We start from the raw sequence: 25,628 nt of genomic DNA, 5'->3' as shown, positions 1-25,628 counted from the left end.
GATCAGGGTCGTCACAACGGCCGGCCTACGGACTGACCTGCTCCTCGTCGGTCTGCTCCTCGTCGGTCTGCTCCTCGTCGGTCTCCTGCTCCTCGGTCTCCTGCTCACCGGACTCCTGCTGCTGGGTCCCCGACCCCTGCTGCTGCTCGCCGGATCCCTGCTGCTGGTCGGACTCCTGCTGCTGCTCGCCGGACTGTTGCTCGCCCGACTCCTGCTCCTGGTTCCCGGACTGCTGCTGGTTCCCGGACTGCTCCTGCTGCTGGCCGGACTCCTGCTGCTGGTTCCCGGACTGCTCCTGCTGCTGGCCGGACTCCTGCTGCTGGTTCCCGGACTGCTCCTGCTGCTGGCCGGACTCCTGCTGCTGGCCGGACTGCTGCTCGCCGGACTGCCGCTGCTCGCCGGACTGCTGCTGCTGGTTCCCGGACTGCTCCTGCTGCTGGCCCGAATCCTGTTGCCGCTCGCCGGACTCCTGCTGCTGGCCCGACTCCTGCTGGTTCGCGGACTGCTGCTGGTCCGCCGACCGCTGCTCGTCCCCGGACGCCGACTGGGGGGCCGTGTACGGCGGAGGTTGGTTCTCCGTCCTCGGCGGGAGCTTCTGGTCGAGTTCCTCCCGACACGCGGCGACGTCCTCGGAGTCCTCCTGCTTCCCCGCACACTCCGCGACGGCTTCGAACCCGTCCCGCACCACTCCGGTGCCCCGGGGCAAGGGCACCACCGTCTCCTCGGGACCCCCGCTCCCGGTCCCTCGCCGGAGCTCCTCATCGGTGAGCAGGTGACCGTTCGCGTTCGTCAGGAGGAAGGCACTCCCGCACCCGCTCCCTCTGAGCACGACTCGCGGTGGGACGGTCGCGTCGTCCCAGTCGGCCTCACAGCCCCCCTCGCCCGTGGGCGCTCCGGTGCTGTAGACGGCCCTCTGCAACCCGGCCGCGAGGAACTCGCGGGCGATCCTCTTGCACTCTTCGGGGTCCTCTACCGGCCTGACCTTCTCCGGATCACCAGGATCGGGGCGGTTCGGGTCATCACAGTCCATGTACAGCCCGCGGAGAGCCACCTCCAGGTTCCCCGTGCCCTCGAACTTGTTGAAGTCCGGGTTGTTGACCGAGTCCGCCGGAGGGAACTGCTTCGTCGGTCGTTCCTCGTCCGTCGTGCCCCCGCCCGGTCGACCCGGCTGTCCCGGCCTCTCCTCGTCGGTGCTGCCACCGCCCGACCCCGGGGGTGACTGCACCGCCTCCGGAGGCATCCCGGCGCCCTCGGGCAGTCGTCCGTCGGGCGGCAGGACGGCGGGGTCGATGGGCTCGCCGCCCGCGTCGACCAGCTGGAAGTTGCCGACACAGTCCTCGCCGGCGAGGACGAGGTGCCCGGCCTCCCATCGGGCCCGGCACCCGTCGGCCTCGTGGTCGACCAGCCGGATCGGTGCCGACCGCACCGACTCCAGGACGGTCGCCCGGCACCCCTCCACGTCGGTGATCGAGAGGTCGCTCTCGCACTGCTCGTAGAGGACGGTGACGGCGGCCTCCACGGTCTGCGCACCGGCGACCCCCTCGAAGAAGCCGTCGTCCAGGGGGACCCCGCCCGCACCCGGCGGCGATCCCACGTCTGCCTGCGGCCGCCCGGCCTCCCGGTCTGCTGCGCCGGGGTCGGGACCGGACCCGCACCCCGCCACCACCAGCGAGATCCCCATCAGGGCGCACACGGAACTGCCTCGCTCAGACCTCAGCATCGCTGTTCCCCCAGGTACTGAGTCAGTGCCTCAGGGAGAGGAGGGTTCTCCGTCGCCGGTGATACGTCTACGGACCGACTCCTCGCGACACGCCGGTGCACGGAGGCGCTGCAGATCGCTGCTGCAGAGCGCGGCAGGAGCGCTGCTGCGATGACGTTCCCGTGACGCGACGGTGACGCGAACCGGCCAGACTCCGTGCTCCACCGGTTGCCTGCTGTCCTCCCGCGACCGGATCGGACAGGAGCGGGAGCAGGCCGACGTCGGGACGAGACCCGGCGTCCTCGATCGCACGGCGGCCCGGGATGGACGGGAGGCGTCAGCGGTGGCGAAGGTCGCGATCGCGTGCCAGGGCGGCGGCAGCCACACGGCGTTCACCGCGGGTGTGCTGGAGCGTCTGCTGGGCGCCGGAACGCAGACGGTCGTGGCCCTGTCCGGCACCTCCGGTGGAGCCCTCTGCGCCCTGCTGGCCTGGTACGGCCTGCTGACCGGCGGTGCGGCCGAGGCGGGGCGCTTGTTGCAGCGCTTCTGGCAGGCCAACTCGGCGACGACGCTGAGGGACCGGGTCGCGAACGCGTGGCTGGTCGGGCTGACCCGGCTGGAGGGCCGGGTGGCACTGCCGGTGGTCAGTCCCTACGTGTACCCAGAGGTCGCGCGGGCTGCCCTGACCGACCTGCTGACCCGACACGTCGACTTCGACCGCGTCGCCGGCCTGCAGGCAGCACCCGACGAGGACCAGCCGCTGCTCCTGGTGGGAGCCGTCGACGTCGCCACCGGGGAGCACCGGGCGTTCTCGAGCCGGTGCCGGGAGATCAGCCTTGAGGCGGTCCTGGCCTCGGCCGCCGTGCCTCCGCTGTACCGGGCCGTGCACGTGGGAGACAGCTACTACTGGGACGGCCTGTTCGCACAGAACCCGCCGGTGCACCAGCTGCCCCACGCCGGCCCGGACGAGATCTGGGTGATCCGGATCAACCCACTCGTCCGCGTGCAGGAACCGAAGACCATCGCCGACATCGCCGACCGGCGCAACGAACTGGCGGGGAACCTCTCCCTCCAGCAGGAGCTGCACGTCATCCGGAAGGTCAACGCGTGGGCGGAGCGCCTCGGCGACCCGTTCCGGCGCATCGAGGTCCGCGAGATCGGCCTGGGCCTCGACCTCGACGTGGCGAGCAAGGTCGACCGGAGCCCCGCCCTCATCGACCGCCTGCTCGACGAGGGACGACGGGAGGCGACGCGGTTCCTCGACACCCTGCCCGGCTGAGCGGCTCCCGAGCCCGGTCGGACGGGTCCGCGTCCGGTGCGGTGACCCGAGGGCCGGTGGAACGCCGTCACTCCGCAGGGGGGCGGCCGATCCCGGCGGAGTGGGTCAGGTGGTGGGTGATCGGGTGGTCGGGAACGAGGACCCGACGGCAGCGCGCCAGAGTCTCCTCGCCCAGGGCGCGGGCCTGTTCGGCCTCACCGAGCTGGACCAACGCGCCGGTCAGGGTACTGGCCGCCCACAGGGTGACGAGGTGATCGGGACCCAGCGCCCGGCGGCAGCGCGCCACCGTGTCCTCGCCCAGGACGCGGGCCCGCTCGGCCTCGCCGGACTGGACCAGGGCACCGGTCAGGGCACCGGCGGCCCACAGGGTCACGAGGTGGTCCGGGCCCAGCACCCGGCGGCAGCGCTGCACGGTGTCCTCACCCAGGACCCGGGCCGCGTCTCTCTCGCCCAGCATGACCAGGGCCAGGGTCAGGGCGGTGGCCGCCAACTGGGTGATGAGGTGGTCCGGGCCCAGCACCCGGCGGCAGCGCTGCAGGGTGTCCTGGCCCAGGGTGCGGGCTCGTTCGGCCTCACCCAGCTGGACCAGGGCGCCGGTCAGGGCGGTGGCCGCCAACTGGGTGACGAGGTGGTCGGGGCCGAGCGCCCGGCGACAGCCCTGCAGGGTGTCCTCGCCCAGGACGCGGGCCGGCTCCGCCTCGCCGAGCTGGGTCAGGGCATGGGTCAGGGCGCATGCCGTGTCGAGGGTGACGACGTGGTCGGGGCCGAGGGCTCGGCGGCAGCGCGGCAGGGTGTCCTCGCCCAGCGCGCGGGCTCGATCGGCCTCGTCGAGCTGGATCAGGATGAACATCAGGGCGGCCGCCGCCGACAGGGTCCTGGCGTGGTCCGGGCCGAGCACGCGGCGGCAGCGTGGCAGGGTGTCCTCGCCCAGGATGCGGGCCGGCTCGTCCTCGCCGGCCTGGCTCAGGGCGTGCACCAGGGCGCCGGCCGTCGCCAGGGTGGTGGGGTGGTCCGGGCCGAGCACCCGGCGGCAGCGCTGCAGGGTGTCCTGGCCCAGCGCGCTGGCGAGCTCCTCCTCGCCGACGGACACCAGCGAGATGGTGAGGCGGCCGCCGGCGGTGAGGGTGTCGGGATGGTCGGGACCCAGGCTCGCCCGCCAGCGGTCGAGCAGCGGTTCGCAGACGGCCCGACTGCCGTGGCTGTCCCCTCTGGCCTGCAGATAGCGGGCGGTGTCCAGGGTGAGTCGGCGGGTCACTGCGGAGTGGTCGCCCATCGAGGCGGTGCTGAGCACGTGCGGGGCGCGCTGGGCGTAGAAGGCCCAGTTGACCGGGTCCTCCGGGTCGTCGGGGGCTGCGGCGGCCAGCAGCGCCACCACCCGCTCGGCGGTGGCCTGCTGCTGGTCGGGTGCCATCTGGTGGCGGATCACCGCCTGCACCAGCCGGTGCACCTGGAAGCCATCGGGATGGCGGCGGGCCAGGGAGTAGCCGACCAGCGCGCCGACGGTGTCGGCCAGGTCGTCGGCGTTGGCGGCGGTGCTGCGCAGCGGCTCGTCGAGGAGGTCGGCGTGCTCGGCGAAGAGGCACAACGGGATCGGTTCGGGCGCGAGGAAGGCGGCCAGGCGCAGCAGCTGCACCGCGGCCGGGTCCTCGCCACTGAGCCGTTCCAGGGACAGCGCCCAGGTGGTGTCGATCCGACCGGAGTACCCGACCACCTCGCCGCGGGCGAGGAGGCTCGCGCGGCGGGTGCGGAAGCGCCGCAGGTAGTCGGCGGGGGGCAGCTCGGTCTGCTCGAGATAGCCGGCGGCCTGCGCCGCGGCCAGGGGCAGGTCGCCGAGTTCGGTGGCGAGGGCGTTGGCCAGCTCCTCGCTCAAGGCGGGGATGCGGGCGCGCAGCAACGCGACGGTCTCCGGCCGCGCCAGCACGTCCACCTCCAGCCGTCCGCCCAGCGCTCCCCAGCCGGGGGACCGTGAGGTGATCAGCAGGTGCCCGCCCCCGCCGGGCCGGTAGTCGGCGATGTCGCCCGGCCGCTCGGCGTTGTCGAAGACCAGGAGCCAGCGGTCCCGGCCCCGCAGCTCGGCCAGCAGCCGCTCCACCGTCTCGGCGACCGTGCCCCCGGCCGGCAGGGCGAGCCGGGCGGCCAGCCCGGACAGCTGGTCGGGGATGAGGACCGGCTGCTCTGCGTCGATCCACCACATCAGGTCGTAGTCGGAGGCGAACCGGTGCGCGTACTCGATCGCCAACTGGGTCTTGCCCACCCCGCCCAGCCCGTAGAGCGCTTCCACCACCAGCGTGCCCTCACCCGCGCGCAGCCGCCGCCGCACCTCGGCCAGCAGACCGTCCCGGCCGGAGAACCGCGGGTTCCGCGGCGGCACCTTCCACACCGCCGGCAGGCGGCCGGCGAACCCCGGCCTGCCGGCCGGCGCGGGGCCCGCCCGCGGGAACGGCGGCGCATCCGTCGGCCGGCCACCGGTCAGCCGGGCCCGCAGCCGGGCCGCGGCGGCAGCCTCGTCCAGGCCGACGAGGTCCAGGTGGACCAGCGACGCGTACAGCGCGGGGAGGCGCACCGGCTCGATGAGGACCGGCACGATCCGCCCCTCGGCCACCGCGGACCCGGCGAACGCCGCCCGCAGCTCCGCACCGCCGAACGCGGAGGCGAAGTAGGCATCAGTGCACACCGCCAGCAGCCGGTCCGCCCGCTCCAGCGCCGCCTCCATGCGCGCCACGAAGTCCTCACCCGGCGCCCAGTCCCAGACGTCGAGCTCGACGGTGTAGCCCGCCTGCTGGAGCTGCCAGGCCAGCCACTCCGCCCACGCGGTGTCCCGACCGGCATGACTGACGAAGAAGTCAGTCCTCCGACCGCTCACGCAACAGTGCTACACCCATCACCCGCCGTATGGGGACACCTTCACGCCTCGGGACACGGCGCGGCCTCGTCGGGGCTGCACCGTCAGGCGAGCGGGCACTCGAGACGGTCACCGACAGCTCGTCGACGCCCATCCCGCACCCCCCGGCCGGCCGTCGTCCGAGCCGACCCGGGACTCCCGGCGGCTCCGGAGCACCTGCCCCTTGTGACGTGGACGTCCCGGGTGGAGCCTCGTCGAGCACCTGCCCGACGGCCGTACCGACCGGGCGCGACGGAGGTACCGATGCCCACCGAGGTCGCCTTCTCCAGCATCCAGACGGTCACGGCGCCGACCGACCTCGGGGCCGTGGCGACCGACCGCTACGCGCGCATCCGCGTCCTGGCGGACTGCCGCTTCGACTCCGACGCGACCGTGGAGATCCGGCTCGTCCTGCACGAGGGCGGCGGCGCCCCGGGCGACCTGGACCGGTTCCTCCTCGACCCCGGCGAGTCGGTCCAGCGCACCTACGACGTCCCCGGTACCGGCCTCGGCATCAGGGCATCGCCCGTCCAGTCCGGCCCGAGCACCATCGACGTCTGGATCTGGGGCCACCGGGCGCCCGGCGACTAGCGCCACCGCAACGCAACGTCCTCCAGCGAGGCGTCCTTGTCCACACGGTGAGCGGGATGCCGCGCGCACGGCGATGTCACCACGTTGACCGGCGCTGACCTGCGCCAGGTCCCCGCGACAGCCTCGGATGACGCGGCAGATGAGACGGAACCTGGCTGAGATCCCCTGGGGTGGACCGGTGCGCCGTCGCCCTGAAGGCGGCTCAAGGGACACCGGCGCGCCCGCGTCGTCGCCGCGCAGTGACCGTTCAGGCGAACCGCTTGATGAAGTCGAGCGCCGTCTGGGCGACCTCACGCCAGCCGTGGTCGATCGTGAGAGCGTGGCCCCGATCCGGGATCGTCACGAACTCTGTCACGGCGGGGTTGCGCCTCTGCCGCTTGTAGGCGGCCTTCGCGATCGCGGGCGCCACCGTGTGGTCCCTCTCGCCCTCGATGATCAGGAGGGGACCGCGGTCGGGGTTCTTCGTGTCGACCTTCGCCTCGGTCCGCGGGTTCAGATTCGCGTTGCCCATCTGCAGGAGAGCAATCCCAGACCCTGCGACGTGGTACGTCTCGTAGAGGTCCCGCGCCTCCTCCTCGTCCAACGCGTTCGCCCAGCCGTACTCGAACTGGTCGAACGTGAGCGTGATCGCGCGACCGCGCGTGAGCGGGTTGACCAGGAACGGGCCCGCCACCCTCAGCGTGGGGACCGGCAGAGGCAGAACCCCGCGGAAGACCCCGGGGTCGATCGCCACCGTGGCAGCCGAGAGGCCTTGGCCCGCGATCATCTGCGCCAGCAAGCCTCCGGTCGAGTGCCCCATGACCGCTGGCTTCTCGTCCAGGGCATCGATGACCTCGGCGGTGTGATCGGCGATCTGCTTCAGGGTCTTCCTGGCGAACACGTCCGGGTTCGCGCGGGCCTGTTCAACCGTTTCGGGATCGTCTGGCCAGTCCGGCGTCAGCGACGCGTGACCGGCCTGCTCGAAGAAGTCCGCCCAGTTGGCCCAGCTGCTCGGCAGCAGCCAGAGGCCATGGATGAGGACCACCGGGGTGTTGCCCGAGGCGTTGGCCGCCTCGATCTCGTGCTCCTCCCGCTCGGAGATCGACGCCATGACGAATTCCCCTCCGGTCGGGGTGACCTCATCACTCCTCGGCCATGGCATCAGCGTGCCACTCGGCAACTCAGATCAGCGCCGGTCGTGCACCCGCCCCGAGTGGGCCGCTCGAGGACACCGCCACCCGGCTCGCCCTGGGGGGCGACCTGTGAGACACCGTCGGGCCGGACGTGTCAGGCCGAGGTCCTCCGCAGGCTTCGAATGCCGTCGGCGCCGCAAGGCCGTGCAGGGCGTGACATCCGGCCCGTCACCCTGACCACTGAGCCGTCGTCCGCGGCTGCTCCAGGTTGTGGACCTCGAAGACCTCCGGTTCGCCGGCGGCTCGGACTCCGACCTCGTTGAGCACCGGTAGGAGCACCTCGCCGAATGCCGTGAGCTGCTCCGGGGAGTCCCAGATCTCGCTCACCTTCAGGTCCCCGTCGGTTCCGAACAGCACGTGCAGCTGCATGCCGGCCGGAGGCCACATTCCGGCCTTCTCCAAGCGGAGGCTCACCTCGTCGTACTGCTGACGCGTCAAGCCGACTACCGGAAAACGCACGACGATGCTCACGCGGACCTCCCCGGTGACGCACTCGCGCCCAGGCCAACCCGCCCGGACCTCGGACGAGCGCGACGGTACGGCCGATCGGCTGAGCGGACGGGAACCTCTGCGTCCCGGGACGACGTGCGCGCGTGGCGACTACCCAACGGCCATCCCCATCCCACGGTTCGGCCACGAGCGACTCGAGGAGCGGTGTGCCTGCACACGCAAGCACCCCGACCTGTCCCTCCATGGGCCTCTGTGGGACAGCCGGCCAGCATGGCCGCGAGGAGCTGCAGGGCATGCCGATGGTCACGGCTCGGGCTGAGAGTCCTCTTCGTCGTCCCGCCGCCTACGAACGATGACATCGACGACCAGCAGCCCGACCCACAGCGCGTCGGTGACGATCGCGGAGCCAGCGAAGAAGGCGTTGCGTGCCCGTCCAGAGCAGATGGCCACGCGGGGTGTGCTCGCTCCCCCCGCGCTCCCGCAGGCTCGCAGCCACCCTCGGATGCCCCACAGAGGCCACGAGGACCCGTGCGACGTGCATCCGGAGGGACAGCCCGGAACACCGCATGTCGACGACGGGGAGAGTCGGCGCAGGTCAGTGCCGACACGAGTTGCTCGTCCGCGACTCAGCCCGCAAGGGGATCAGACGTTGAAGCGGAACTCCACGACGTCGCCGTCCTGCATGACGTAGTCCTTGCCCTCCATGCGCACCCAGCCGCGGGCCCGGGCCTCCTGCATGGAGCCGGCCTCGATGAGCTGGTCGTAGGACACGATCTCGGCCTTGATGAAGCCGCGCTGGAAGTCGGTGTGGATGACGCCGGCGGCCTGGGGTGCGGTCGCGCCGACGGGGATGGTCCAGGCGCGGGCCTCCTTGGGGCCGGCGGTGAGGTAGGTCTGCAGGCCGAGGGTGGCGAAGCCGACGCGGGCGAGCTGGTGCAGGCCGGGCTCGTCCTGGCCGATCCCGGCGAGCAGCTCCGCGGCCTCCTCCTCGGGCAGCTCGGCGAGCTCGGCCTCGATCTTGGCGTCCATGAGGATCGCCTCGGCCGGCGCGACCAGGGCCCGGAGCTCCGCCACCAGCGCTTCGTTGGCCAGCTCCTCCTCGTCCACGTTGAACACGTAGAGGAACGGCTTGGTGGTCAGCAGCGTCAGCTCGCGCAGCGGCTCGGGGTCCACGCCGGCGGCGAACAGGGTCCTGCCCTCGTTCAACACCTCCTGCGCGGCGAGGGCGGCGGTCAGCAGCGCGGCGCGCTCCTTGTCCTTCTTCGCCTCCTTCTCCAGCCGCGGGATCGCCTTCTCCAGCGTCTGCATGTCGGCGAGGACGAGCTCGGTGTTGATCGTCTCGATGTCGTCGGCGGGTGAGACCTTGCCCTCGACGTGGACGACGTCCGGGTCGGAGAACACCCGGATCACCTGGCAGATCGCGTCGCTCTCGCGGATGTTGGCCAGGAACTTGTTGCCCAGCCCCTGCCCCTCGCTCGCGCCGCGGACGATGCCGGCGATGTCCACGAAGGAGACCGTCGCCGGGACGACCTTCTGCGAGGAGAAGACCTCCGCCAGCTTCCCCAGGCGGGGGTCCGGCACGCCGACCACACCGACGTTGGGTTCGATGGTGGCGAACGGGTAGTTCGCGGCCAGGACGTCGTTCTTGGTCAAGGCGTTGAACAGCGTCGACTTGCCGACGTTGGGCAGCCCGACGATGCCGATGGTGAGACTCACGGGGGTCCAGCGTACGTGGGGTGCCCGCCCAGCCCCGGCGCCGTTCACCTCGACGCCTGCCACCGGGTGCGCCGACCCGGTGGACTCGGAGCGACGCGGGCGAACGATTCTCCCCCCTGCGTGTCTGTTGACGGCGCAACCACTTCTGCTCGTCGGCGTGCACAAGTACCGTCCGCTGCGTCGCCGGTCGGGGGACGGGCGGACGCTGGCAGGAGGACGCCGTGGAGACAGGCACGTGGGTCGGTCCGGTGGCGGCGGTGCTCGCGGTCGGCGGGGTGACCGCGGTGTTCTTCGCCGCGTTCCTGCCCGAGACGCGACCGGCCACCCTCGTCGGTGGGCTCGGACTGCTGCTGACCGCCCTGCTCCTCGACGGGGTCGCTCGCATCCGGCGCCGCCGGGCCGAGGGCGGCCCCTTCCGGGTCCCCGAGGGCCGGGACGCCGCGCTCCCCTGACCCGGCACGGGTGCGTCCTCCGGCCCGCCACGGCTCGCGGGTCCCGGATCTGCGTCGCCCCGCGGCCGTCGGCTGTCGGGCGGCGCGTCGCCGTCCTAGCCTGCGCGGGTGGTCGACAACGCGCTCCAGCAGCTGGTCCAGCGGCGCCTGCTGGAGCTGGGCGGGACCGCGGAGGAGGCCTCCCGGCGCGCTGACTGGGCGATCGCGCCGCAGACCATCGCCCGCATCGCCCACGGCCGGCACTCAGGGATGGTCAGCGAGCGGCTCGCGGCGGCGCTGGCCCGCGCGATCGACGTCCCGGAGAACCGGGTCCGCCGGGCGGCCGGTCTCCCGCTGGTCGAGGACCCGCGCGCCGACGTCCGCACCGGCCCGCACCTGCGCGTCGTACGGGACGACGGCCGGCTCCGGTAGCCGTCACGGCGGCGTCCGAAAACCGCCAGTCCTCGACGCACCGCGGTGCCATGCTCGCTGCATGACACCGCCGCTGGACCCCGAGCGCTGCTACCGCGCGGTCGCCAGCCGGGACGCCCGCTTCGACGGCTGGTTCTTCACCGCCGTCGCGACCACCGGCATCTACTGCCGGCCCTCGTGCCCGGCCCGCACGCCGCTGGCCCGCAACGTCACCTTCTTCTCCACCGCCGCCGCCGCCCAGGGTGCGGGCTACCGCGCCTGCCGCCGCTGCCGCCCGGACGCGGTCCCCGGTTCCCCGGAGTGGGACGTCCGCGCCGACGTCGTCGCCCGCGCCATGCGGCTCATCGCGGACGGCGAGGTGGAGCGCTCCGGCGTCCCGGGGCTGGCCGCCCGGCTCGGGTACTCCGAGCGCCAGCTGCACCGGCTGCTGGTCGGCGAGCTCGGCGTCGGACCGCTGGCCCTCGCCCGCGCCCAGCGCGCCCAGACCGCGCGGCTGCTCATCGAGACCACCGACCTGCCGATGGCCGACGTCGCGTTCGCCGCGGGCTTCGCCAGCATCCGGCAGTTCAACGACACCGTCCGCGAGGTCTTCGCCGTCACCCCCACCGAGCTGCGCCGCGGCGCACCGGGCCGGAACGGCGCGACGCCCGGCGAGCTCACCCTCCGGCTGGCCGCCCGCGCCCCGTACGACGCCGCGGAGGTCCTGCTCTTCCTCGGCGCGCACGCCGTGCCCGGCCTCGAGGAGTGGGACGGCACGACGTTCGCCCGGGTGCTCGACCTCCCGCACGGCCCGGCCGTCGTCCGGCTCACCCCCGCGGCCGACGGAAGCCCGGCGGTCACCGCCCGGCTGCGGCTGACCGCGCTGCGCGACCTCGGGGTCGCCGTCGCCCGCTGCCGCCGGATGCTCGACCTGGACGCCGACCCCGCCGCGGTCGACGAGGCGCTCTCCGCCGACCCCGCCCTGGCCGGGCTCGTGGCGGGCGCGCCCGGCCGCCGGGTGCCCGCCTCCCCCGACGCCGCCGAGCTGGCCGTCCGCGCCGTCCTGGGACAGCAGGTCTCGGTGGCCGGTGCGCGCACCCTCACCGCCCGGCTGCTGACCGCGGCGGGCACGCCGCTGCCCGAGCCGGTCGGCACCCTGACCCACACCTTCCCCCGGCCGGCCGCGCTCGCCGGGGCCGACCTCACCGCGGTCGGGCTGACCGGGGCACGGCGGCGCACGGTCGGCGCGCTGGCCGACACCCTCGACCGCGGAGCCGTGGCCCTCGACGCGGGAGCCGACCGCGACGAGGCCGTCGCCGCGCTGCGCGCCGTCCCGGGGATCGGCCCGTGGACCGCCGCCCTCGTGGCGCTGCGCGGCCTCGCCGACCCCGACGTGTGGTTGCCCGGTGACCTCGCGTTGCGGCGCTCGCTGGTGGAGCTGGGCAGCTCCGACTCCGACGCCGCCACCCGCTGGCGTCCCTGGCGTTCGTACGCGGTCATGCACCTGTGGGCACTGGCCGTCCCCGACCTGTTCCGCCGCCCGCCGTCCCTCCCTGATCGGAGCGCCTCATGACTCCCCCTCCCGCCCGGTTCGCCGCGGTCGACACCCCGACCGGGCCGTTCACCGTGGTCGTGACCTCCGACGCCCACGGCCCCGACGTCGTCCTCGCCGCCGGCTGGACCGACGACGTCGCCGACCTGCTGCCGCTGGTGCACCGCTCGCTGCGCCCGACCTGGGTCGAGCGGGCCGACCGGCTGCCCGTCCTGGACGCCGTGGACGCGTTCGTCGCCGGCGACGTGCGCGCGATCGACGACGTGCCGGTCCGGCAGCGGTCCGGCCCGTTCCTGGAGGACGCGTGGGAGGTGCTGCGCACCGTGCCCGCGGGCGAGCCGGACACCTACGCCGCGTTCGCCGCGCGGTGCGGGCGCCCCTCGGCGGTCCGTGCCGCGGCCAACGCCTGCGCGCGCAACGCGGCCGCGCTGTTCGTGCCCTGCCACCGGGTCCTCGGGTCCGACGGCGGGCTGGGCGGCTTCCGCTGGGGGACGCCGGTGAAGCGCTGGCTGCTCGACCACGAGGCGGCCTCGGTCGCCCGGCCCGACCTGACCCTGGTGGTCTGACCCGCGGTCAGCCCGGCCTCCCCGGAACTGTCGGACCCGTCCGGCACCCTCGTTCCCCGTGGACGCCGCCTCCCTGCTCACCGGACTCCTCGTCGGCGCGCTGCTCGGGGCCGCGGTCGCGCTCGGTGTCGTGGCGCTCGTGTCGCGGCGGCGGCCGGCCGACGACGGGCTGGACCCGGTGCACGAGTCGCTGGACCACCTGCACCGGCTGCTGGCCGGCATGGAGCGGGCGAGGGCCACGGCGCACGGGGAGCTGCGCGAGCAGATGGGCACCGTCGGGCAGGTCTCGACGCTGCTGCGCCAGGAGACCGCAGCCCTGGTGACCGCCCTGCGCACCCCGCACGTGCGCGGCCGCTGGGGCGAGGTGCAGCTGCGCCGGGTCGTGGAGGTGGCCGGGCTGCTCGAGCACTGCGACTTCGTCGAGCAGCCCAGCGCCACCAACGACGCCGGCGCGGGGGTGCGCCCCGACCTGGTGGTGACCCTCGCCGACGGCCGGCAGGTGGTCGTCGACGCCAAGGTGCCGTTCACCGGCTACATCGAGGCCGTCCAGGCCGAGGACGTCGCCGTGCGCGCCGAGCGGATCGCCGCGCACGCCCGCCAGCTGCGCGCCCACGTCGACGCGCTCTCCGCCCGCCGGTACCCGACCGCCTTCCGCCCGGCCGCACCGTTCACCGTGCTGTTCGTGCCCTCCGACGGGTTCCTCACCACCGCACTGGAGGCCGAGCCGGGGCTGCTGGAGTACGGGTTCGCCCGGGACGTCGTCCTGGCCACCCCCAGCACGCTGCTGGCGCTGCTGCGCACGGTGGCCTACTCCTGGCGGCAGGAGCGGCTGGCCCGGGACGCCGACCAGGTGCTCGAGGTCGGTCGCCGCCTGCACGCCCGGCTCGGCACGCTGTCGGGCCACCTCACCCGGCTGGGCTCGGCGCTGAGCTCCACGGTGACCCGCTTCAACGAGACCGTCGGCTCCTACGAGAGCTCGGTCCTCGTGGCCGCCCGCCGGTTCGACGACCTCGGCGTGGCCGAGACGCCGGTGCCCAGCCCCCCGCCGCTGGAGGCGACGGTCCGGACGCTGCGGCCGGCCGAGGTCCCGCTGCCGCTGCCCGGCGAGTGCGCGGCCGACGTCGAGCGCGACCGCGACGGCACCACAGGCTGACCGGCGAGCATCTCGCAACTCGGAGCGCACCAGCCGTCGCCGCAGTACCGTTTCGTCACAGGGGTCGCCTGAGCAACGGGGTGTCCTCACAGACGGTGGTCGACATTGGCACTTCTGCACAGCGCCCTGTCGTGGCGTCCTCCCCGGTCCGGCCCTCCGCCGTCGTTACCGTTGCCCGAGACAGCGGCCCCCGCGACGGAGGCCATCGACGAGGGACGGGAGGTGCGCCATGGCGGCGAGCACGGCCGGCACCTGGCGGGAGTCCGGGGTCCGCGCTGAGCGGCGCGCCCCTGCCCGGGCCACCCGGCCCGCGGCCGACGAGCACGTGGCCCGCGTCCCCCGGCCGCCGGTCCCGCCGCTGCCCCCGCGGGCCGGTGCCGCCCGACCGATGCGCTCCACCGACATCCCGCCGCTGCCCGAGCACCTCGCCCGGATCGGCCGCGGCCAGTCCGACGAGGAGCGCCCGATGGCCCGGAGCGCCACCGTCCGCCCGTCCGAGCCCGGCCGCTCCGAACGTCGGCCGGCCGAGCGCACCCGTCGTCCCGCCGAGCGCGAGGACCTCGACGCGCGGCGCCGCACGTCCCGCCCGGCCGAGGCCCGCGCGGCGAGCCGGGAGGCCGCCGCGCCCGAGCACGGTCGCCTGCGCGGCGCCGTGGCCGTGTCGGCCGTCTTCCTGGTGACCCTGATGGCCGCCTCGCTCGAGGCCCTGCTCGGCTCCGGCCTGGGCCTGATCACCCTCGTGGCCCTGGCCGCCACCACCGCGGTCGCCACTGTCCTGGTGCGCCGCCGCGACCTGCTCTCGGTGGTGGTGGCCCCGCCGCTGGTCTACGTCGCCGCCGCGGCGATCGCCACCGCGCTGTTCGGGGCCTTCAGCCTCGCCGGCGTGGCCACGATGTTCATCCGCGGCTTCCCGGCGATGGCCGTCGGGACCGGTGCCGGCCTGGTGGTCGCCCTCATCCGCTGGGCCGCCCGCCGCTGAAGGAGGACCCCGTCCTCCCCACCCCTCGCAGGCTCGGGGCGAGCCTCGGGACGGGCCACGGCGGGCCCTTCAGGGGGCCGTCACTCCCCCGGCGCCTCGCCGCGACTGACGGCGATGTGCTCGGCCGTGTCGGCGTAGTGTCGGAAGCGGGTCACCCGGCCGGTGTCGTCGGAGGTCCACAGGTGCAGCTCTCGTCGTCGAGGCGCGCTCCGTTCGGTGGATCGAACGACCCCTGATCTCAGCGACGACCTGGCGGCCGTCGCCGATGACGTCGAGCACCTCGAAGCGCCGCAGCGTCCACCGGCCGACCAGCTCGAAGAAGCCCGCCGCCTCCGCCGGCCCCCGCCGCGGCGTCAGGTGCTCGACCCCGGCCCGCTGGGCGGTGTTGTCGGCCCGCTCCTCCCCAACGGACGTCGTCGGCGAGCGCGGCAGGACCGCGGGGACGTCACCCCGCCCGAAGGCGGCGTAGATGCCGGCGACCGTGGCGGCGTTGCCGGGTCCGGTCGTCTCGGTGGACCGGACGGTGGGGCTGCTCATGACGCGCACCTCCGGACGTGCCGACCCACGCCGAGCCTGGCGTCGGGTCGTCCCAGCGGCCAGGGACCTCAGGCCCTCGCCAGGCGCGCCCCCGGCCCGGCAGGGTCCCCCGCTCAGGCCTCGTCGGCGGCGGGCTCCCGGCGGCGGGGGCGCAGCTCGTGCGGCAGCGCGAACACCAGGCGCTCCTCGGCGGCCTTCACCGTCTCGACGTCCGGGTAGCCCCGCTCGGCCAGCCAGTCGAGCACCTCGCTGACCAGGACCTCGGGCACCGACGCGCCGCTGGTGACGCCGACGGTGGTCACGCCCTCCAGCCAGCCGGGGTCGATCTCGGAGGCGAAGTCGACCAGGTGCGACGCCCGGGCGCCGGACTCCAGCGCCACCTCCACCAGGCGCACCGAGTTCGAGGAGTTCGTCGACCCCACGACGATGACCAGGTCACACGAGGGAGCCATCTGCTTGACCGCCTGCTGGCGGTTCTGGGTGGCGTAGCAGATGTCGTCGCTGGGCGGGGACTGCAGCCCGGGGAACCGGGCGGTCAGCCGGTCCACGGTCGCCAGCGTCTCGTCGACCGACAGCGTGGTCTGCGACAGCCACACGACCTTCTCGGGGTCGCGGACCTGCACGCGCTCGACGTCCTCGACGCCGTCGACGAGCTGGATGTGCTCCGGCGCCTCGCCGGAGGTGCCCTCGACCTCCTCGTGACCGCGGTGGCCGATCAGCAGGATGTCGTAGTCCTCCTTGGCGAACCGCTTGGCCTCGGAGTGGACCTTGCTGACCAGCGGGCAGGTGGCGTCGATGGTCCTCAGCTGCCGCGCCGCGGCCTCGGCGTGCACCGCCGGGGAGACGCCGTGGGCGCTGAAGACGACGACGGCACCCTCGGGCACCTCGTCGGTCTCGTCGACGAACACCGCCCCCCGGCGCTCCAGGGTGGCCACCACGTGCTTGTTGTGGACGATCTGCTTGCGGACGTAGACCGGCGCCCCGTGGATCTCTAGGGCCCGCTCGACCGCGACCACCGCCCGGTCCACGCCGGCGCAGTAGCCCCGGGGATCGGCGAGCAGGACGCGTCCGCGCTGATCAGCCATGCCCCCATGGTAGGTGGGGAGCCGGCGCCGGCCGGGCCGCGCGAGGAGACACCCGCCACCTCCTGCGCCCGTCCGGGTGGCGTCGGCCGAGGTGAGGCTGCCATCCTCGCGAGCCTGGGGCAGGCTGGGGGCATGTCGCGTGAGATCCCCCAGGCCATCCGAGCCGTCGCCGGCCTGGCCGCCACCGTCCTCGACGAGGCCCGCCGGCTGCCGCAGACGCTGCCGGCCCTGCCGGTCCGGGTGATCGGCCTGGCCATGCAGGCCACGATGAAGCTGCAGCAGTCCTACGCCGGCCTGGTGGCACGCGGCGACGAGGTCTTCACGGGGATCCGTGGGGAGGACGAGCCGGGCCTGGCCACCTTCGACGAGGACCGCCCCGCCGCCCCGTCCGGCAACGGGGTGCACACCTCGGCCTTCGACCGCGCGGCCGACACCGCCGCCGACACCGTGGGCGACGAGGAGCTCGCCGAGGAGGTCGCCCACCTCATCGACGACGAGGTCTCCGGCCTGCCTCCCGAGCCGGCGCCCGAGGAGGTGGTCGAGGCGCTGCAGGACATCACCGACGAGGTGCAGGCCGCGCACCTCGACCTGGCCCAGCCCGGGCTGACGACCGAGGACGCGCTGGAGACCGCCCTGCTCGAGGCGGACGGCGCCCCCGACAGCGCGCTGGTCGACGGCGGCACGACGGAGGGGTCGGTCGACACCGACCTCATCGCGGAGAGCCCGACCGACCTGCCGGAGGCGATCCCCGACGAGGCCCCGACCACCGCGCCCAGCGACCCGGGCGGCTCGCCGGTCGGGGAGCTGGACGGCGCTCCCGCGGTGGAGACCGCCGACGTCGCGACCGACGTCGACGTGATCACCCCGGACGGCGAGGTGGCCACCGTCGAGGGGACCGTCACCGACGAGGGTGTCGCCGCGCCCGAGACCGCCGAGGAGCCCGCGCCGCCGGCCGACACCGCGGCCGACGTCGACGTGGTCAGCCCCGACGGCGAGGTGGCCACCGTCGAGGGGACCGTCACCGACGAGGGCGTCGCCGCGCCCGAGACCGCCGAGGAGCCCGCGGCGCCGGCCGACGCCGCCGAGGAGGTGCTGGCGACCGACGAGGGCGGCACCACGGTCGCCGCGGCCACCGGGCACCGCACCGACGTGGAGGAGACCACGCCCGCGGAGGCGGACGAGGCTGCGGACACCGCCGGGGCCGCGGCGGCGGGCGCCGCACCGGTCGAGGGGTACGACAACTTCACGATCGCCCAGCTGCGCGGCCGGCTCCGCGGCTACCAGCTGGCCACCGTGCAGGACCTGGTGGCCTACGAGGAGGCGACCCGGAGCCGCGAGCCCTACCTGCGGATGCTGCGCAACCGCCTGGAGAAGCTCGAGCGGCAGGCGGTGGAGGCCAGCCCCCTGGCGCCCCGCGGCATGTGACGCAGGCGCCCGTCCGCGCGGCCCACCAGCTCGCGGCGGGACCCTGCAGGGGGCCGGGGCCCGGGACACCCTCCCGGGGACGTCGTCCCTGCCTGGCACGCTCGGGGGCATGACCGCGCCGTCGTCCCCGGAAGCCCCCTGGCCGGTCCGCACGGTGGCCCGCAAGGTCGCCGAGTGGATCGGCCGGCTCGGGGAGGTGTGGGTCGAGGGACAGATCGCGCAGCTGTCCCGGCGCGGGGCGGCGACGGTCTTCCTCACCCTGCGCGACCCCGCCGCCGACCTGTCGGTGCCGGTCACCTGCGCGCGGGACGTCGCCGACCGCCCCGGCCTGGAGCTGACCGAGGGTGCCCGGGTGATCGTGCGCGCCCGGCCCGACTACTACATCGCCCGCGGCTCGTTCTCCCTGCGCGCCACCGAGATCCGCGCCGTCGGCCTCGGCGAGCTGCTGGCCCGCATCGAGCGCATCCGCCGACTGCTCGCCGCCGAGGGGCTGTTCGACACCGCCCGCAAGAAGCCGCTGCCCTTCGCCCCCACCGTGGTCGGGGTGGTCACCGGCCGGGACAGCGCCGCCGAGCGGGACGTGCTGGTCACCGCCCGGCGCCGGTGGCCGGCCGTCCGCTTCGCCGTCCACCACAGCCTGGTGCAGGGGCCCAGCGCGGCCGCCTCGGTCATCGACGGGCTGCGCCGGCTGGACGCCGACCCGGCGGTCGAGGTCATCGTCGTCGCCCGTGGTGGCGGCTCGGTGGAGGACCTGCTGCCGTTCTCCGACGAGGGCCTGGTGCGGGCGATCGCGGCCTGCCGCACGCCGGTGGTGACCGCCGTGGGGCACGAGACCGACACGACGCTGGTCGACCACGCCGCCGACGTCCGGGCCGCGACCCCCACCGACGCCGCGCACCGGGTGGTCCCCGAGATCGGCGAGCAGCGGCGGCTGGTCGACGGGCTGCGCGCCCGGGCCCGGCACCTGCTGGCCACCCGGCTCGAGCAGCAGGAGCGGTGGCTGGAGAGCGTGCGCAGCCGCCCGGTCCTGGCCTCCCCCGACCGGCTACTACACGGCCGCGAGGAGGACGTCGCGCAGCTGCGCAGCCGGGCGCGGCGCACCCTCACCCACCGGCTGGAGGGCGCCGAGCGTGACCTGGAGCACGCCCGCGCCCGCGTGGCGGCGCTGTCCCCGGCCGCGACCCTGGAGCGGGGCTACGCCGTCGTCCAGCGGGCCGACGGCTCGCTGGTGCGCGACCCGGCCGAGGTGGCCGACGCCGAGCGGCTGTCGGTGCGGGTGGCGGGTGGCCGGCTGCCGGTCCGGGTCGACAGGGAGGATGGGCAGCCGTGAGCGACCAGGAGCGTGCCGAGGGCAGGGTGAGCGAGGCGCCGGCCGAGCCGACGACGACCTACGAGCAGGCCCGGGAGGAGCTCGCCGACGTGGTGCGCCGGCTGGAGGCCGGGGGCCTCACGCTGGAGGAGTCGCTGTCCCTGTGGGAGCGCGGCGAGCAGCTCGCCGAGCTGTGCCAGCACTGGCTCGACCGGGCCCGGGAGCGGCTGTCGGCCGCGACCCCGGCCGAGGGCGCCGACAAGGGCTGACCTCCCGGCCGGGACCGGGGCGCCGGCCACGGGGGACGACAGCTCGCCAGCGACCATCCGCTTCGCCACCGGCGGGTGCGGCGCCAGCAGCAGGTCACCCGCTCTGCGGTTCAGCCGACCGCGACCGGCTGCACGGCGGCGGCGACCTCCTCCAGCTCGGCGTCGTCGGCGGAGCCGGTGACCAGCACGGTCACCCCGGCGTCCTCCCGCCACAGCGCGGTCTCCCCGCGTTCGGTGGTGGACCGGGTCCAGGACCGGCCGGCCACGTCGACGGTCCCCTGCTCCTCGGCGCCGTCGAGGACGCGGGTGACCGGCTCGGCCCGGGCGTCGTCGCTGACGACGAAGCCGGCGTACTCCTCCGCCGGGGTCAGGTAGCCGATCTCGACGGTGACCGGGTCGCCCTCGTCGGCCTGACCGGCGTCGGTGCGCGCACTGGTGGGCCGGTAGCCGTCGGGGAGGTCCGTGGGCGCGACCAGGGGGTAGGCGGCGCGCTCGGCGGCCAGCTGCACGGTCGTGCTCGGGTCGACCTGGAGCACCCGCTCCTCCCCGGACTGCCGGAAGGCCACCCACCCCACGATGAGCAGGCAGATGAGGACCAGCGGCGCCAGCGACCGGACCATGTTGGCCGCACTCAGCCGGTTGGCCCGCTCGATCGCGGGGGACGGGGCGGGGGTCTCCGTGGGGCGCTCGCTCGTCGGGCCGGGTCCGGTCATCCCCCTAGGATGTCAGGACTGCTCCCCGACTCCGCCGCCCAGCGTCCGTGCGGCCCCGCCGTCCCCGCACCTGGCCCCGTCCAGGGCACCGCCCCGAGCTCGAGAGGGGTGGGCGGGACGGGGTCCTTCCACCAGGAGGTCTGCGTGTCCCTGCCCCTGCCCGACGGCCCCACCACCTCCAGCGGCAGCACGTTCCTCGCCGACCGGCCCGCACCCGACCGCAACCTGGCCCTGGAGCTCGTCCGGGTCACCGAGGCGGCGGCGATGGCCGCGGGCCGCTGGGTCGGTCGTGGGGACAAGAACGGCGGGGACGGCGCCGCGGTGGACGCGATGCGCGCGCTCATCGGCACGGTGAGCATGAACGGCGTCGTCGTCATCGGCGAGGGCGAGAAGGACGAGGCGCCGATGCTCTACAACGGCGAGCAGGTCGGCGACGGCAACGGCCCGGAGTGCGACGTCGCGGTCGACCCGATCGACGGCACCACCCTCATGGCGAAGGGCATGCCCAACGCGATCGCGGTCATGGCGGTCGCCGACCGCGGCGCGATGTACGACCCGTCGGCGGTCTTCTACATGGAGAAGCTGGCCACCGGTCCCGCGGCGGCCGACGTCGTCGACATCACCGTCCCGGTCGCGGAGAACATCCGCCGCGTGGCGCGGGCCAAGCACTGCACGGTCGAGGACGTCACCGTGTGCATCCTCGACCGCCCGCGGCACGAGCAGCTGGTGCACGAGGTCCGCCAGGCCGGCGCCCGCATCAAGTTCATCACCGACGGCGACGTCGCCGGCGCCATCGCCGCGGCGCGCGAGGGCACCGGCGTGGACCTGCTGCTCGGCATCGGCGGCACCCCGGAGGGGATCATCGCCGCCTGCGCGCTCAAGTGCATGGGCGGTGCGCTGCAGGGCCGGCTGTGGCCCAAGGACGACGACGAGCGGCAGAAGGCGGTCGACGCCGGGCACGACCTCGACCGGGTGCTGCACATCGACGACCTCGTGCGCGGCGACGTCTTCTTCGTCGCCACCGGCATCACCGACGGTGAGCTGCTCCGCGGCGTGCAGTACCGGGCCGGGGGCTGCACCACGCAGTCGCTGGTCATGCGCTCGCGGTCGGGCACGATCCGCTCCATCGAGAGCCTGCACTCCCTGCAGAAGCTGCGCGCCTACTCCGCGGTGCCCTTCGACCGCGGCCACCAGGAGGACTGAGTCGGCCCTCCGGACTCACAGGTCCGTCACAGGTCCCCGGGCCACCCTGGGGCCGGACGCCGGGCGGCCGGCCCGAGCGCCGGCACAGGAAGGGGATGCCATGCGCAAGAGGACGCTGGTCGCGACCCTGGGGGCAGCGGGTGCGCTGGCGCTGACCGGTATCGGCGTGGCGGTCGCGGACCCCTCGCCGGCACCGACGCCCGCGCCGTCCACGGCGGACGCCGACGAGGGCAGCAGCCGGCGCGAGGCGATCGCGAACGCGCTCGGTGGCCTGGTGGAGGACGGGACGATCACCCAGGAGCAGGCCGACGCGGTCGCCGCGACCCTGGAGGACGCCGACGTCGGTCCCGGCTGGTGGCACGGCGGCCACCACGGGTGGGGCGGAGCCTGGCGGGCCGGGCTGCAGACCGCCGCCGAGGCGCTCGGCATGACCACCGACGAGCTCCGGGACGCGCTCTCCCAGGAGGGGACGAGCCTCGCCGACGTCGCCGCCCAGCAGGGCGTGGCCACGCAGGACCTCGTCGACGCGCTCACCACCGCGGCCCGCGAGCGGATCGACCAGGCCGTGGCCGAGGGCCGGCTGTCCCGGGAGAAGGCCGACCAGATCCTCGCGGACCTGCCCGACCGGATCGCCGACGCCGTCGCCAGGGACTCCTGGTCCGGCGGCTGGTGGCGCCACGACGACGACTGACCCCCGTCCGCTCCCGCCCGGGTCAGGCGCCCGGGCGGGACAGCGGCGGGGGTGGCGGCAGGTGCCGCTGCGCGAGCCGGTCCATGACCGCCCGCCACCGGCTCGGCGACTCCCCCGGCGCCAGGCTGCGCAAGGTGAGGTCGCCGAACACCGTCCGGGCGCGGACGACGACCCGCGGCGTCCCGGCCACCCGCGGCACCGGCGCCAGCTGGGTCTTCCGGTCGCCGAACACCGTCCACCCGGAGATCTCGGCGTCCACGCCCTCGGCGACGATCACGTCGACGTCGCCGAAGACGGTGCCGAGCACCAGGTCGATCCGCTCGGCGTCGGTGCGCAGGTTGCGCAGGTCCAGCCGGATGTCGCCGAACACCGTCGACACGTCCCGCGGGACGTCGGCGGTCCCCTCGACCTTGATGTCGCCGAAGACCGACGTCATCGTCTCCGGCACCCGGGTGCCGACGATCTCGACCGGCGGCGGGGCGTCGACGGGCAGGTCGGCCACGAGCCGGTCGAGGTCGGCCGTGGTGACGGAGGCGTAGACCGCCTCGACGCGGTCACCGAACTCGTGCAGGTCGATCCGGCCCTCGGCGAGGGCCTTCTGCAGCCGGGTGACGGTCGCCTCGCGGTCGGCGTCCGAGACGCGGACGACCGGCGGCCGGTCGGGGTCGGGAGCGGCTTCCGAGGTCACGGCGCCGACCGTAGCCGAGCAGGTGACGGTCCCGGACGACGACGGCCTCGCCTTCCCGTGGGTCCCGGAGGAGGCGGGGCCGGTCGCACCGGGGGTCAGCGGTACCGGTCGGTGCACAGGGTCCCGCTCGCCTCGTTGCGGCCGCCGCAGGTCGCGCCGTAGTCGGCGTACTGCTGGAGGTCCGGGTCGCCGTCGAAGAACCGGAGGACGTCGCAGAGGGCCATGAGGCCCTCTGCGCACGCGTCCGCGGCCGACTGGACGCCCGGGTCCCCGCCGGTTGGAGCCGGTCGGCCCGGAGGCAGGTCGGCCGGCACCCCACCGGTGCCCGGCCCACCCGTGGGAGACGTCGGCGAGGGGGACGGCGGAGAGGTGGACGGCTGCTCCGGGGCCGGCGACGTCTCCTCGGAGGGCTCCGGAGGGGACGTCGAGGTCTGCGACGCCGGGGGTTCCGTGACGTCCGGCGCCGGGGCCCGGTCGCGGCCGGCGAGCAGGAGGAACAGCCCCACCCCGACGGCGGCGAGGACGGCGACCGCCGCCACCACGAGGACGATCACCGTGCTGCGTCTGCGGCCGCGGCCGGGTCCCCTGGGAGCGCCGGCACCGGGCCCGCCCGGGCCGCCGGAGCCCGGCGGGCCGTAGCCGGGCTGCCCGTAGGGAGGCGGGCCGTAGGGCGGCTGCCCGTACGGCGGTTGGCCGTACGGCGGCGGTTGGCCGTAGCCGGGCGGGCCGTAGGTCTGCTGGCCGTAGGGCGGTTGGCCGTAGCCGGGCGGACCCCAGCCGGACTGCTGGCCGGAAGGCGGCGGCTGCCCCCAGCCGGACTGCTGGCCGGAAGGCGGCGGCTGCCCCCAGCCGGACTGCTGGCCGGAGGGCGGCGGCTGGCCGTACCCCGGCGGCTGGCCGAACGCCGGCTGGTCGAATTCGCGGGTCTCCTGCCGCTCGGCGGGAGCGTGCGGCGGCGGAGGGAGCGCCTCCCCTGGCCGGATCTCCTGCGTCCCGCCGGAGGACCCCAGGCGCTGGGTCGTGTCGTCCGGCCCGCCGGCGCCGGGCTGCTGGGGAGGCCCTGTGGCGTCCCGGTCCGGGCCGCCGGACGGCTCGCCCGAGGGGCCCTTCCCGCCGCGCGGCGGGTACGGCGGCTGCGACATGCTCGGGCTCCTCGGGTGCGGGTGACCGGCCTCGGCATGGTAGGGGCCACGTCCTGCCGCGGCCAGGACCGTCGCCCCGCCGCGGCCCCGTCCGGAGGCTCGTCGCGGCTCCCTCCGAGGCGCGCGGCGGGCCTGCCAGCGGTGGGGAGGAGGGGGTCCTTCTAGGGTCGGCGGAGCACGGTCACCACACACCACACCGGGAGCGCAGCGTGGTCGCACAGCAGGACGGCACGGACTACCGCGTCGAGCACGACTCGATGGGCGAGGTACGGGTCCCCGCGTGGGCGAAGTGGCGGGCGCAGACGCAGCGCGCCGTCGAGAACTTCCCCATCTCGGGCACGCCGATCGAGCGTGAGCTCATCGGGGCCCTGGCGGCGATCAAGGGTGCGGCCGCCGCGGTCAACGCCTCGCTGGGCGTCCTGCCGCAGGAGGCCGCCGAGGCGATCGGCACCGCCGCGGCCGCCGTGGCCCGCGGCGAGTGGGACGACCACTTCCCCATCGACGTCTTCCAGACCGGCTCCGGGACGTCGAGCAACATGAACACCAACGAGGTCATCGCGACGCTGGCCACCGAGGCGCTCGGCTCGGCCGTGCACCCCAACGACCACGTCAACGCCTCGCAGTCGTCCAACGACGTCTTCCCCTCGGCGATCCACGTCGCCGCGACGAAGGCAATCGTCCGCGACCTCGTCCCGGCGCTGCGCCACCTCGAGGCGTCCCTCTCCCGCAAGGAGGCGGAGTTCGCCGAGGTCGTGAAGAGCGGCCGCACCCACCTCATGGACGCCACCCCGGTCACCCTCGGCCAGGAGTTCGGCGGCTACGCCGCGGCGGTCCGCTACGGCGTCGAGCGGCTCGAGGCCTCCCTGCCGCGGATCGGCGAGCTGCCCCTGGGCGGCACCGCCGTCGGCACCGGGATCAACACCCCGCCCGGCTTCGCCGCCGCCATCATCGACCGGCTCGCCGCCGAGCTGGACCTGCCGCTGAGCGAGGCGCGCAACCACTTCGAGGCGCAGAGCTCGCGCGACGCCCTGGTGGAGGCGTCGGGCCAGTTCAAGACCATCGCGGTCGGCCTGGTGAAGATCGCCAACGACCTGCGCTGGATGGGCTCGGGCCCGCGCACCGGGCTGGGCGAGATCCAGCTCCCCGACCTGCAGCCGGGCAGCTCGATCATGCCGGGCAAGGTGAACCCGGTCATCCCCGAGGCGGTCATCCAGGTCGGCGCCCAGGTGATCGGGAACGACGCCGCGGTGACCTTCGCCGGCACCACGGGCGTCTTCGAGCTCAACGTGACGCTGCCGCTCATGGCCCGCAACGTGCTGGAGTCGATCCGGCTGCTGGCCAACGCCAGCCGGCTGCTGGCCGACCGCTGCGTGGACGGGATCGTCGCCAACGTCGAGCAGTGCCGGACCTACGCCGAGTCCTCCCCGTCGATCGTCACGCCGCTGAACAAGTACATCGGCTACGAGGAGGCGGCGAAGGTCGCCAAGCAGTCACTGGCCGAGCAGAAGACGATCCGCCAGGTGGTCGTCGAGCGCGGCTACGTGGAGCAGGGCAAGCTCACCGAGGCCCAGCTCGACGAGGCCCTCGACGTGCTCTCGATGACCCACCCGTGAGCTGGGGCCGGTGGGGCGGGACCGGACGGTCCCGTCCCACCGGCCGGCACGACACCGGGACGCGCGTGGCTGG

Annotated in this window: 25 protein-coding genes; 14 read left to right on the top strand and 11 right to left on the bottom strand. The window is 74.7% G+C overall.

Annotated elements, in window-relative coordinates:
* Nucleotides 1–25 precede the first annotated feature (25 nt).
* Entirely contained in the window at nt 26–1,594 is a 1,569-nt protein-coding gene (locus ACI79C_RS04035; RefSeq protein WP_456944331.1) for a hypothetical protein, read from the bottom strand.
* Between the two features lie 448 nt (nt 1,595–2,042).
* Between ACI79C_RS04035 and ACI79C_RS04030 the strand changes: the two genes are divergently transcribed.
* A complete protein-coding gene (locus ACI79C_RS04030) occupies nt 2,043–2,978 on the top strand; it encodes a patatin-like phospholipase family protein (RefSeq protein ID WP_456944330.1) in 936 nt (311 codons plus the stop codon).
* Nucleotides 2,979–3,045: 67 nt separating this feature from the next.
* Here ACI79C_RS04030 and fxsT read toward each other — a convergent pair whose 3' ends face one another.
* Nucleotides 3,046–5,841 (bottom strand): FxSxx-COOH system tetratricopeptide repeat protein, encoded by a 2,796-nt coding sequence (gene fxsT / locus ACI79C_RS04025; RefSeq protein ID WP_456944329.1) that lies wholly within the window; start codon nt 5,839–5,841, stop codon nt 3,046–3,048.
* Nucleotides 5,842–6,123: 282 nt separating this feature from the next.
* Between fxsT and ACI79C_RS04020 the strand changes: the two genes are divergently transcribed.
* Nucleotides 6,124–6,450, top strand: a complete 327-nt coding sequence (locus ACI79C_RS04020) for a hypothetical protein (RefSeq protein WP_456944328.1) — start codon at nt 6,124–6,126, stop codon at nt 6,448–6,450.
* Between the two features lie 247 nt (nt 6,451–6,697).
* Here ACI79C_RS04020 and ACI79C_RS04015 read toward each other — a convergent pair whose 3' ends face one another.
* From ACI79C_RS04015 to ychF, 4 genes are all read right to left on the bottom strand, one after another.
* Entirely contained in the window at nt 6,698–7,540 is an 843-nt protein-coding gene (locus tag ACI79C_RS04015; RefSeq protein ID WP_456944327.1) for an alpha/beta hydrolase, read from the bottom strand.
* A gap of 250 nt (nt 7,541–7,790) precedes the next feature.
* Nucleotides 7,791–8,093, bottom strand: a complete 303-nt coding sequence (locus ACI79C_RS04010; RefSeq protein WP_456944326.1) for a hypothetical protein — start codon at nt 8,091–8,093, stop codon at nt 7,791–7,793.
* Between the two features lie 282 nt (nt 8,094–8,375).
* Nucleotides 8,376–8,522 carry a hypothetical protein gene (locus ACI79C_RS04005; RefSeq protein WP_456944325.1) on the bottom strand — a complete coding sequence of 49 codons (147 nt, stop codon included), beginning with the start codon at nt 8,520–8,522 and terminating at the stop codon, nt 8,376–8,378.
* A gap of 192 nt (nt 8,523–8,714) precedes the next feature.
* Nucleotides 8,715–9,788 (bottom strand): redox-regulated ATPase YchF, encoded by a 1,074-nt coding sequence (gene ychF, locus ACI79C_RS04000; protein WP_456944324.1) that lies wholly within the window; start codon nt 9,786–9,788, stop codon nt 8,715–8,717.
* Nucleotides 9,789–10,009: 221 nt separating this feature from the next.
* Here ychF and ACI79C_RS03995 point away from each other — a divergent pair, with 221 nt between their 5' ends.
* The 6 genes from ACI79C_RS03995 (at nt 10,010) to ACI79C_RS03970 (ending at nt 14,880) form a co-directional block, all read left to right on the top strand.
* Nucleotides 10,010–10,240, top strand: a complete 231-nt coding sequence (locus ACI79C_RS03995) for a hypothetical protein (protein ID WP_456944323.1) — start codon at nt 10,010–10,012, stop codon at nt 10,238–10,240.
* 108 nt (nt 10,241–10,348) lie between these two features.
* Complete coding sequence (locus ACI79C_RS03990) at nt 10,349–10,651, top strand: hypothetical protein (RefSeq protein ID WP_456944322.1); 303 nt, start codon at nt 10,349–10,351, stop codon at nt 10,649–10,651.
* Between the two features lie 61 nt (nt 10,652–10,712).
* Entirely contained in the window at nt 10,713–12,203 is a 1,491-nt protein-coding gene (locus ACI79C_RS03985; protein WP_456944321.1) for an AlkA N-terminal domain-containing protein, read from the top strand.
* On the top strand, nt 12,200–12,748 hold the full coding sequence (locus ACI79C_RS03980) for a methylated-DNA--[protein]-cysteine S-methyltransferase (RefSeq protein ID WP_456944320.1): 549 nt from the start codon (nt 12,200–12,202) through the stop codon (nt 12,746–12,748). The genes ACI79C_RS03985 and ACI79C_RS03980 overlap by 4 nt, the downstream gene beginning before the upstream one ends.
* Nucleotides 12,749–12,806: 58 nt before the next feature.
* Nucleotides 12,807–13,901 (top strand): DNA recombination protein RmuC, encoded by a 1,095-nt coding sequence (locus tag ACI79C_RS03975; RefSeq protein WP_456944319.1) that lies wholly within the window; start codon nt 12,807–12,809, stop codon nt 13,899–13,901.
* A gap of 229 nt (nt 13,902–14,130) precedes the next feature.
* Nucleotides 14,131–14,880: a DUF6542 domain-containing protein gene (locus ACI79C_RS03970; protein ID WP_456944318.1), complete on the top strand. Its 750-nt coding sequence runs from the start codon at nt 14,131–14,133 to the stop codon at nt 14,878–14,880.
* 69 nt (nt 14,881–14,949) lie between these two features.
* Here ACI79C_RS03970 and ACI79C_RS03965 read toward each other — a convergent pair whose 3' ends face one another.
* Both ACI79C_RS03965 and ACI79C_RS03960 read right to left on the bottom strand, forming a co-directional pair.
* Entirely contained in the window at nt 14,950–15,417 is a 468-nt protein-coding gene (locus ACI79C_RS03965; protein ID WP_456944317.1) for a nuclear transport factor 2 family protein, read from the bottom strand.
* A gap of 113 nt (nt 15,418–15,530) precedes the next feature.
* Nucleotides 15,531–16,502 carry a 4-hydroxy-3-methylbut-2-enyl diphosphate reductase gene (locus ACI79C_RS03960; RefSeq protein WP_456944316.1) on the bottom strand — a complete coding sequence of 324 codons (972 nt, stop codon included), beginning with the start codon at nt 16,500–16,502 and terminating at the stop codon, nt 15,531–15,533.
* A 132-nt stretch (nt 16,503–16,634) separates the two neighbouring features.
* Between ACI79C_RS03960 and ACI79C_RS03955 the strand changes: the two genes are divergently transcribed.
* From ACI79C_RS03955 to ACI79C_RS03945, 3 genes are all read left to right on the top strand, one after another.
* Nucleotides 16,635–17,927, top strand: a complete 1,293-nt coding sequence (locus ACI79C_RS03955) for a hypothetical protein (protein WP_456944315.1) — start codon at nt 16,635–16,637, stop codon at nt 17,925–17,927.
* 109 nt (nt 17,928–18,036) lie between these two features.
* Entirely contained in the window at nt 18,037–19,257 is a 1,221-nt protein-coding gene (xseA, locus tag ACI79C_RS03950; RefSeq protein WP_456944314.1) for an exodeoxyribonuclease VII large subunit, read from the top strand.
* Complete coding sequence (locus tag ACI79C_RS03945; protein ID WP_456944313.1) at nt 19,254–19,505, top strand: exodeoxyribonuclease VII small subunit; 252 nt, start codon at nt 19,254–19,256, stop codon at nt 19,503–19,505. Before xseA ends, ACI79C_RS03945 begins: the two co-directional genes overlap by 4 nt.
* Before the next feature lie 110 nt (nt 19,506–19,615).
* Here the strand turns inward: ACI79C_RS03945 and ACI79C_RS03940 are convergent, their stop codons facing one another.
* Nucleotides 19,616–20,218 carry a DUF4245 domain-containing protein gene (locus ACI79C_RS03940; protein ID WP_456944312.1) on the bottom strand — a complete coding sequence of 201 codons (603 nt, stop codon included), beginning with the start codon at nt 20,216–20,218 and terminating at the stop codon, nt 19,616–19,618.
* Nucleotides 20,219–20,362: 144 nt separating this feature from the next.
* Here ACI79C_RS03940 and glpX point away from each other — a divergent pair, with 144 nt between their 5' ends.
* Entirely contained in the window at nt 20,363–21,421 is a 1,059-nt protein-coding gene (gene glpX, locus ACI79C_RS03935) for a class II fructose-bisphosphatase (RefSeq protein WP_456944311.1), read from the top strand.
* A 100-nt stretch (nt 21,422–21,521) separates the two neighbouring features.
* Complete coding sequence (locus ACI79C_RS03930) at nt 21,522–22,112, top strand: hypothetical protein (RefSeq protein WP_456944310.1); 591 nt, start codon at nt 21,522–21,524, stop codon at nt 22,110–22,112.
* Nucleotides 22,113–22,134: 22 nt separating this feature from the next.
* On the opposite strand, the gene ACI79C_RS03925 is transcribed toward ACI79C_RS03930, so the two are convergent.
* Nucleotides 22,135–22,800 (bottom strand): DUF1707 domain-containing protein, encoded by a 666-nt coding sequence (locus tag ACI79C_RS03925; protein WP_456944309.1) that lies wholly within the window; start codon nt 22,798–22,800, stop codon nt 22,135–22,137.
* 95 nt (nt 22,801–22,895) lie between these two features.
* Entirely contained in the window at nt 22,896–23,942 is a 1,047-nt protein-coding gene (locus ACI79C_RS03920) for a hypothetical protein (protein WP_456944308.1), read from the bottom strand.
* A gap of 209 nt (nt 23,943–24,151) precedes the next feature.
* Between ACI79C_RS03920 and ACI79C_RS03915 the strand changes: the two genes are divergently transcribed.
* Nucleotides 24,152–25,555, top strand: a complete 1,404-nt coding sequence (locus ACI79C_RS03915; RefSeq protein WP_456944307.1) for a class II fumarate hydratase — start codon at nt 24,152–24,154, stop codon at nt 25,553–25,555.
* Nucleotides 25,556–25,628 lie beyond the last annotated feature (73 nt).

This window comes from Geodermatophilus sp. SYSU D00697 (genome assembly GCF_054050175.1).
The sequence above is the reverse complement of the archived record's forward strand: the minus strand, read 5'-3'. Positions and strand labels throughout refer to the sequence as shown.

Excerpts from the sequence above, each read along its gene's own strand:
- ACI79C_RS04020 (WP_456944328.1), top strand. The coding sequence starts at position 6,124 with ATGCCCACCGAGGTCGCCTTCTCCAGCATCCAGACGGTCACGGCGCCG.
- ACI79C_RS04015 (WP_456944327.1), bottom strand. The coding sequence starts at position 7,540 with ATGGCGTCGATCTCCGAGCGGGAGGAGCACGAGATCGAGGCGGCCAAC.
- ACI79C_RS03985 (WP_456944321.1), top strand. The coding sequence starts at position 10,713 with ATGACACCGCCGCTGGACCCCGAGCGCTGCTACCGCGCGGTCGCCAGC.
- ACI79C_RS03980 (WP_456944320.1), top strand. The coding sequence starts at position 12,200 with ATGACTCCCCCTCCCGCCCGGTTCGCCGCGGTCGACACCCCGACCGGG.
- ACI79C_RS03970 (WP_456944318.1), top strand. The coding sequence starts at position 14,131 with ATGGCGGCGAGCACGGCCGGCACCTGGCGGGAGTCCGGGGTCCGCGCT.
- ACI79C_RS03965 (WP_456944317.1), bottom strand. The coding sequence starts at position 15,417 with ATGAGCAGCCCCACCGTCCGGTCCACCGAGACGACCGGACCCGGCAAC.
- ACI79C_RS03960 (WP_456944316.1), bottom strand. The coding sequence starts at position 16,502 with ATGGCTGATCAGCGCGGACGCGTCCTGCTCGCCGATCCCCGGGGCTAC.
- ACI79C_RS03955 (WP_456944315.1), top strand. The coding sequence starts at position 16,635 with ATGTCGCGTGAGATCCCCCAGGCCATCCGAGCCGTCGCCGGCCTGGCC.
- xseA (WP_456944314.1), top strand. The coding sequence starts at position 18,037 with ATGACCGCGCCGTCGTCCCCGGAAGCCCCCTGGCCGGTCCGCACGGTG.
- ACI79C_RS03940 (WP_456944312.1), bottom strand. The coding sequence starts at position 20,218 with ATGACCGGACCCGGCCCGACGAGCGAGCGCCCCACGGAGACCCCCGCC.
- ACI79C_RS03930 (WP_456944310.1), top strand. The coding sequence starts at position 21,522 with ATGCGCAAGAGGACGCTGGTCGCGACCCTGGGGGCAGCGGGTGCGCTG.
- ACI79C_RS03920 (WP_456944308.1), bottom strand. The coding sequence starts at position 23,942 with ATGTCGCAGCCGCCGTACCCGCCGCGCGGCGGGAAGGGCCCCTCGGGC.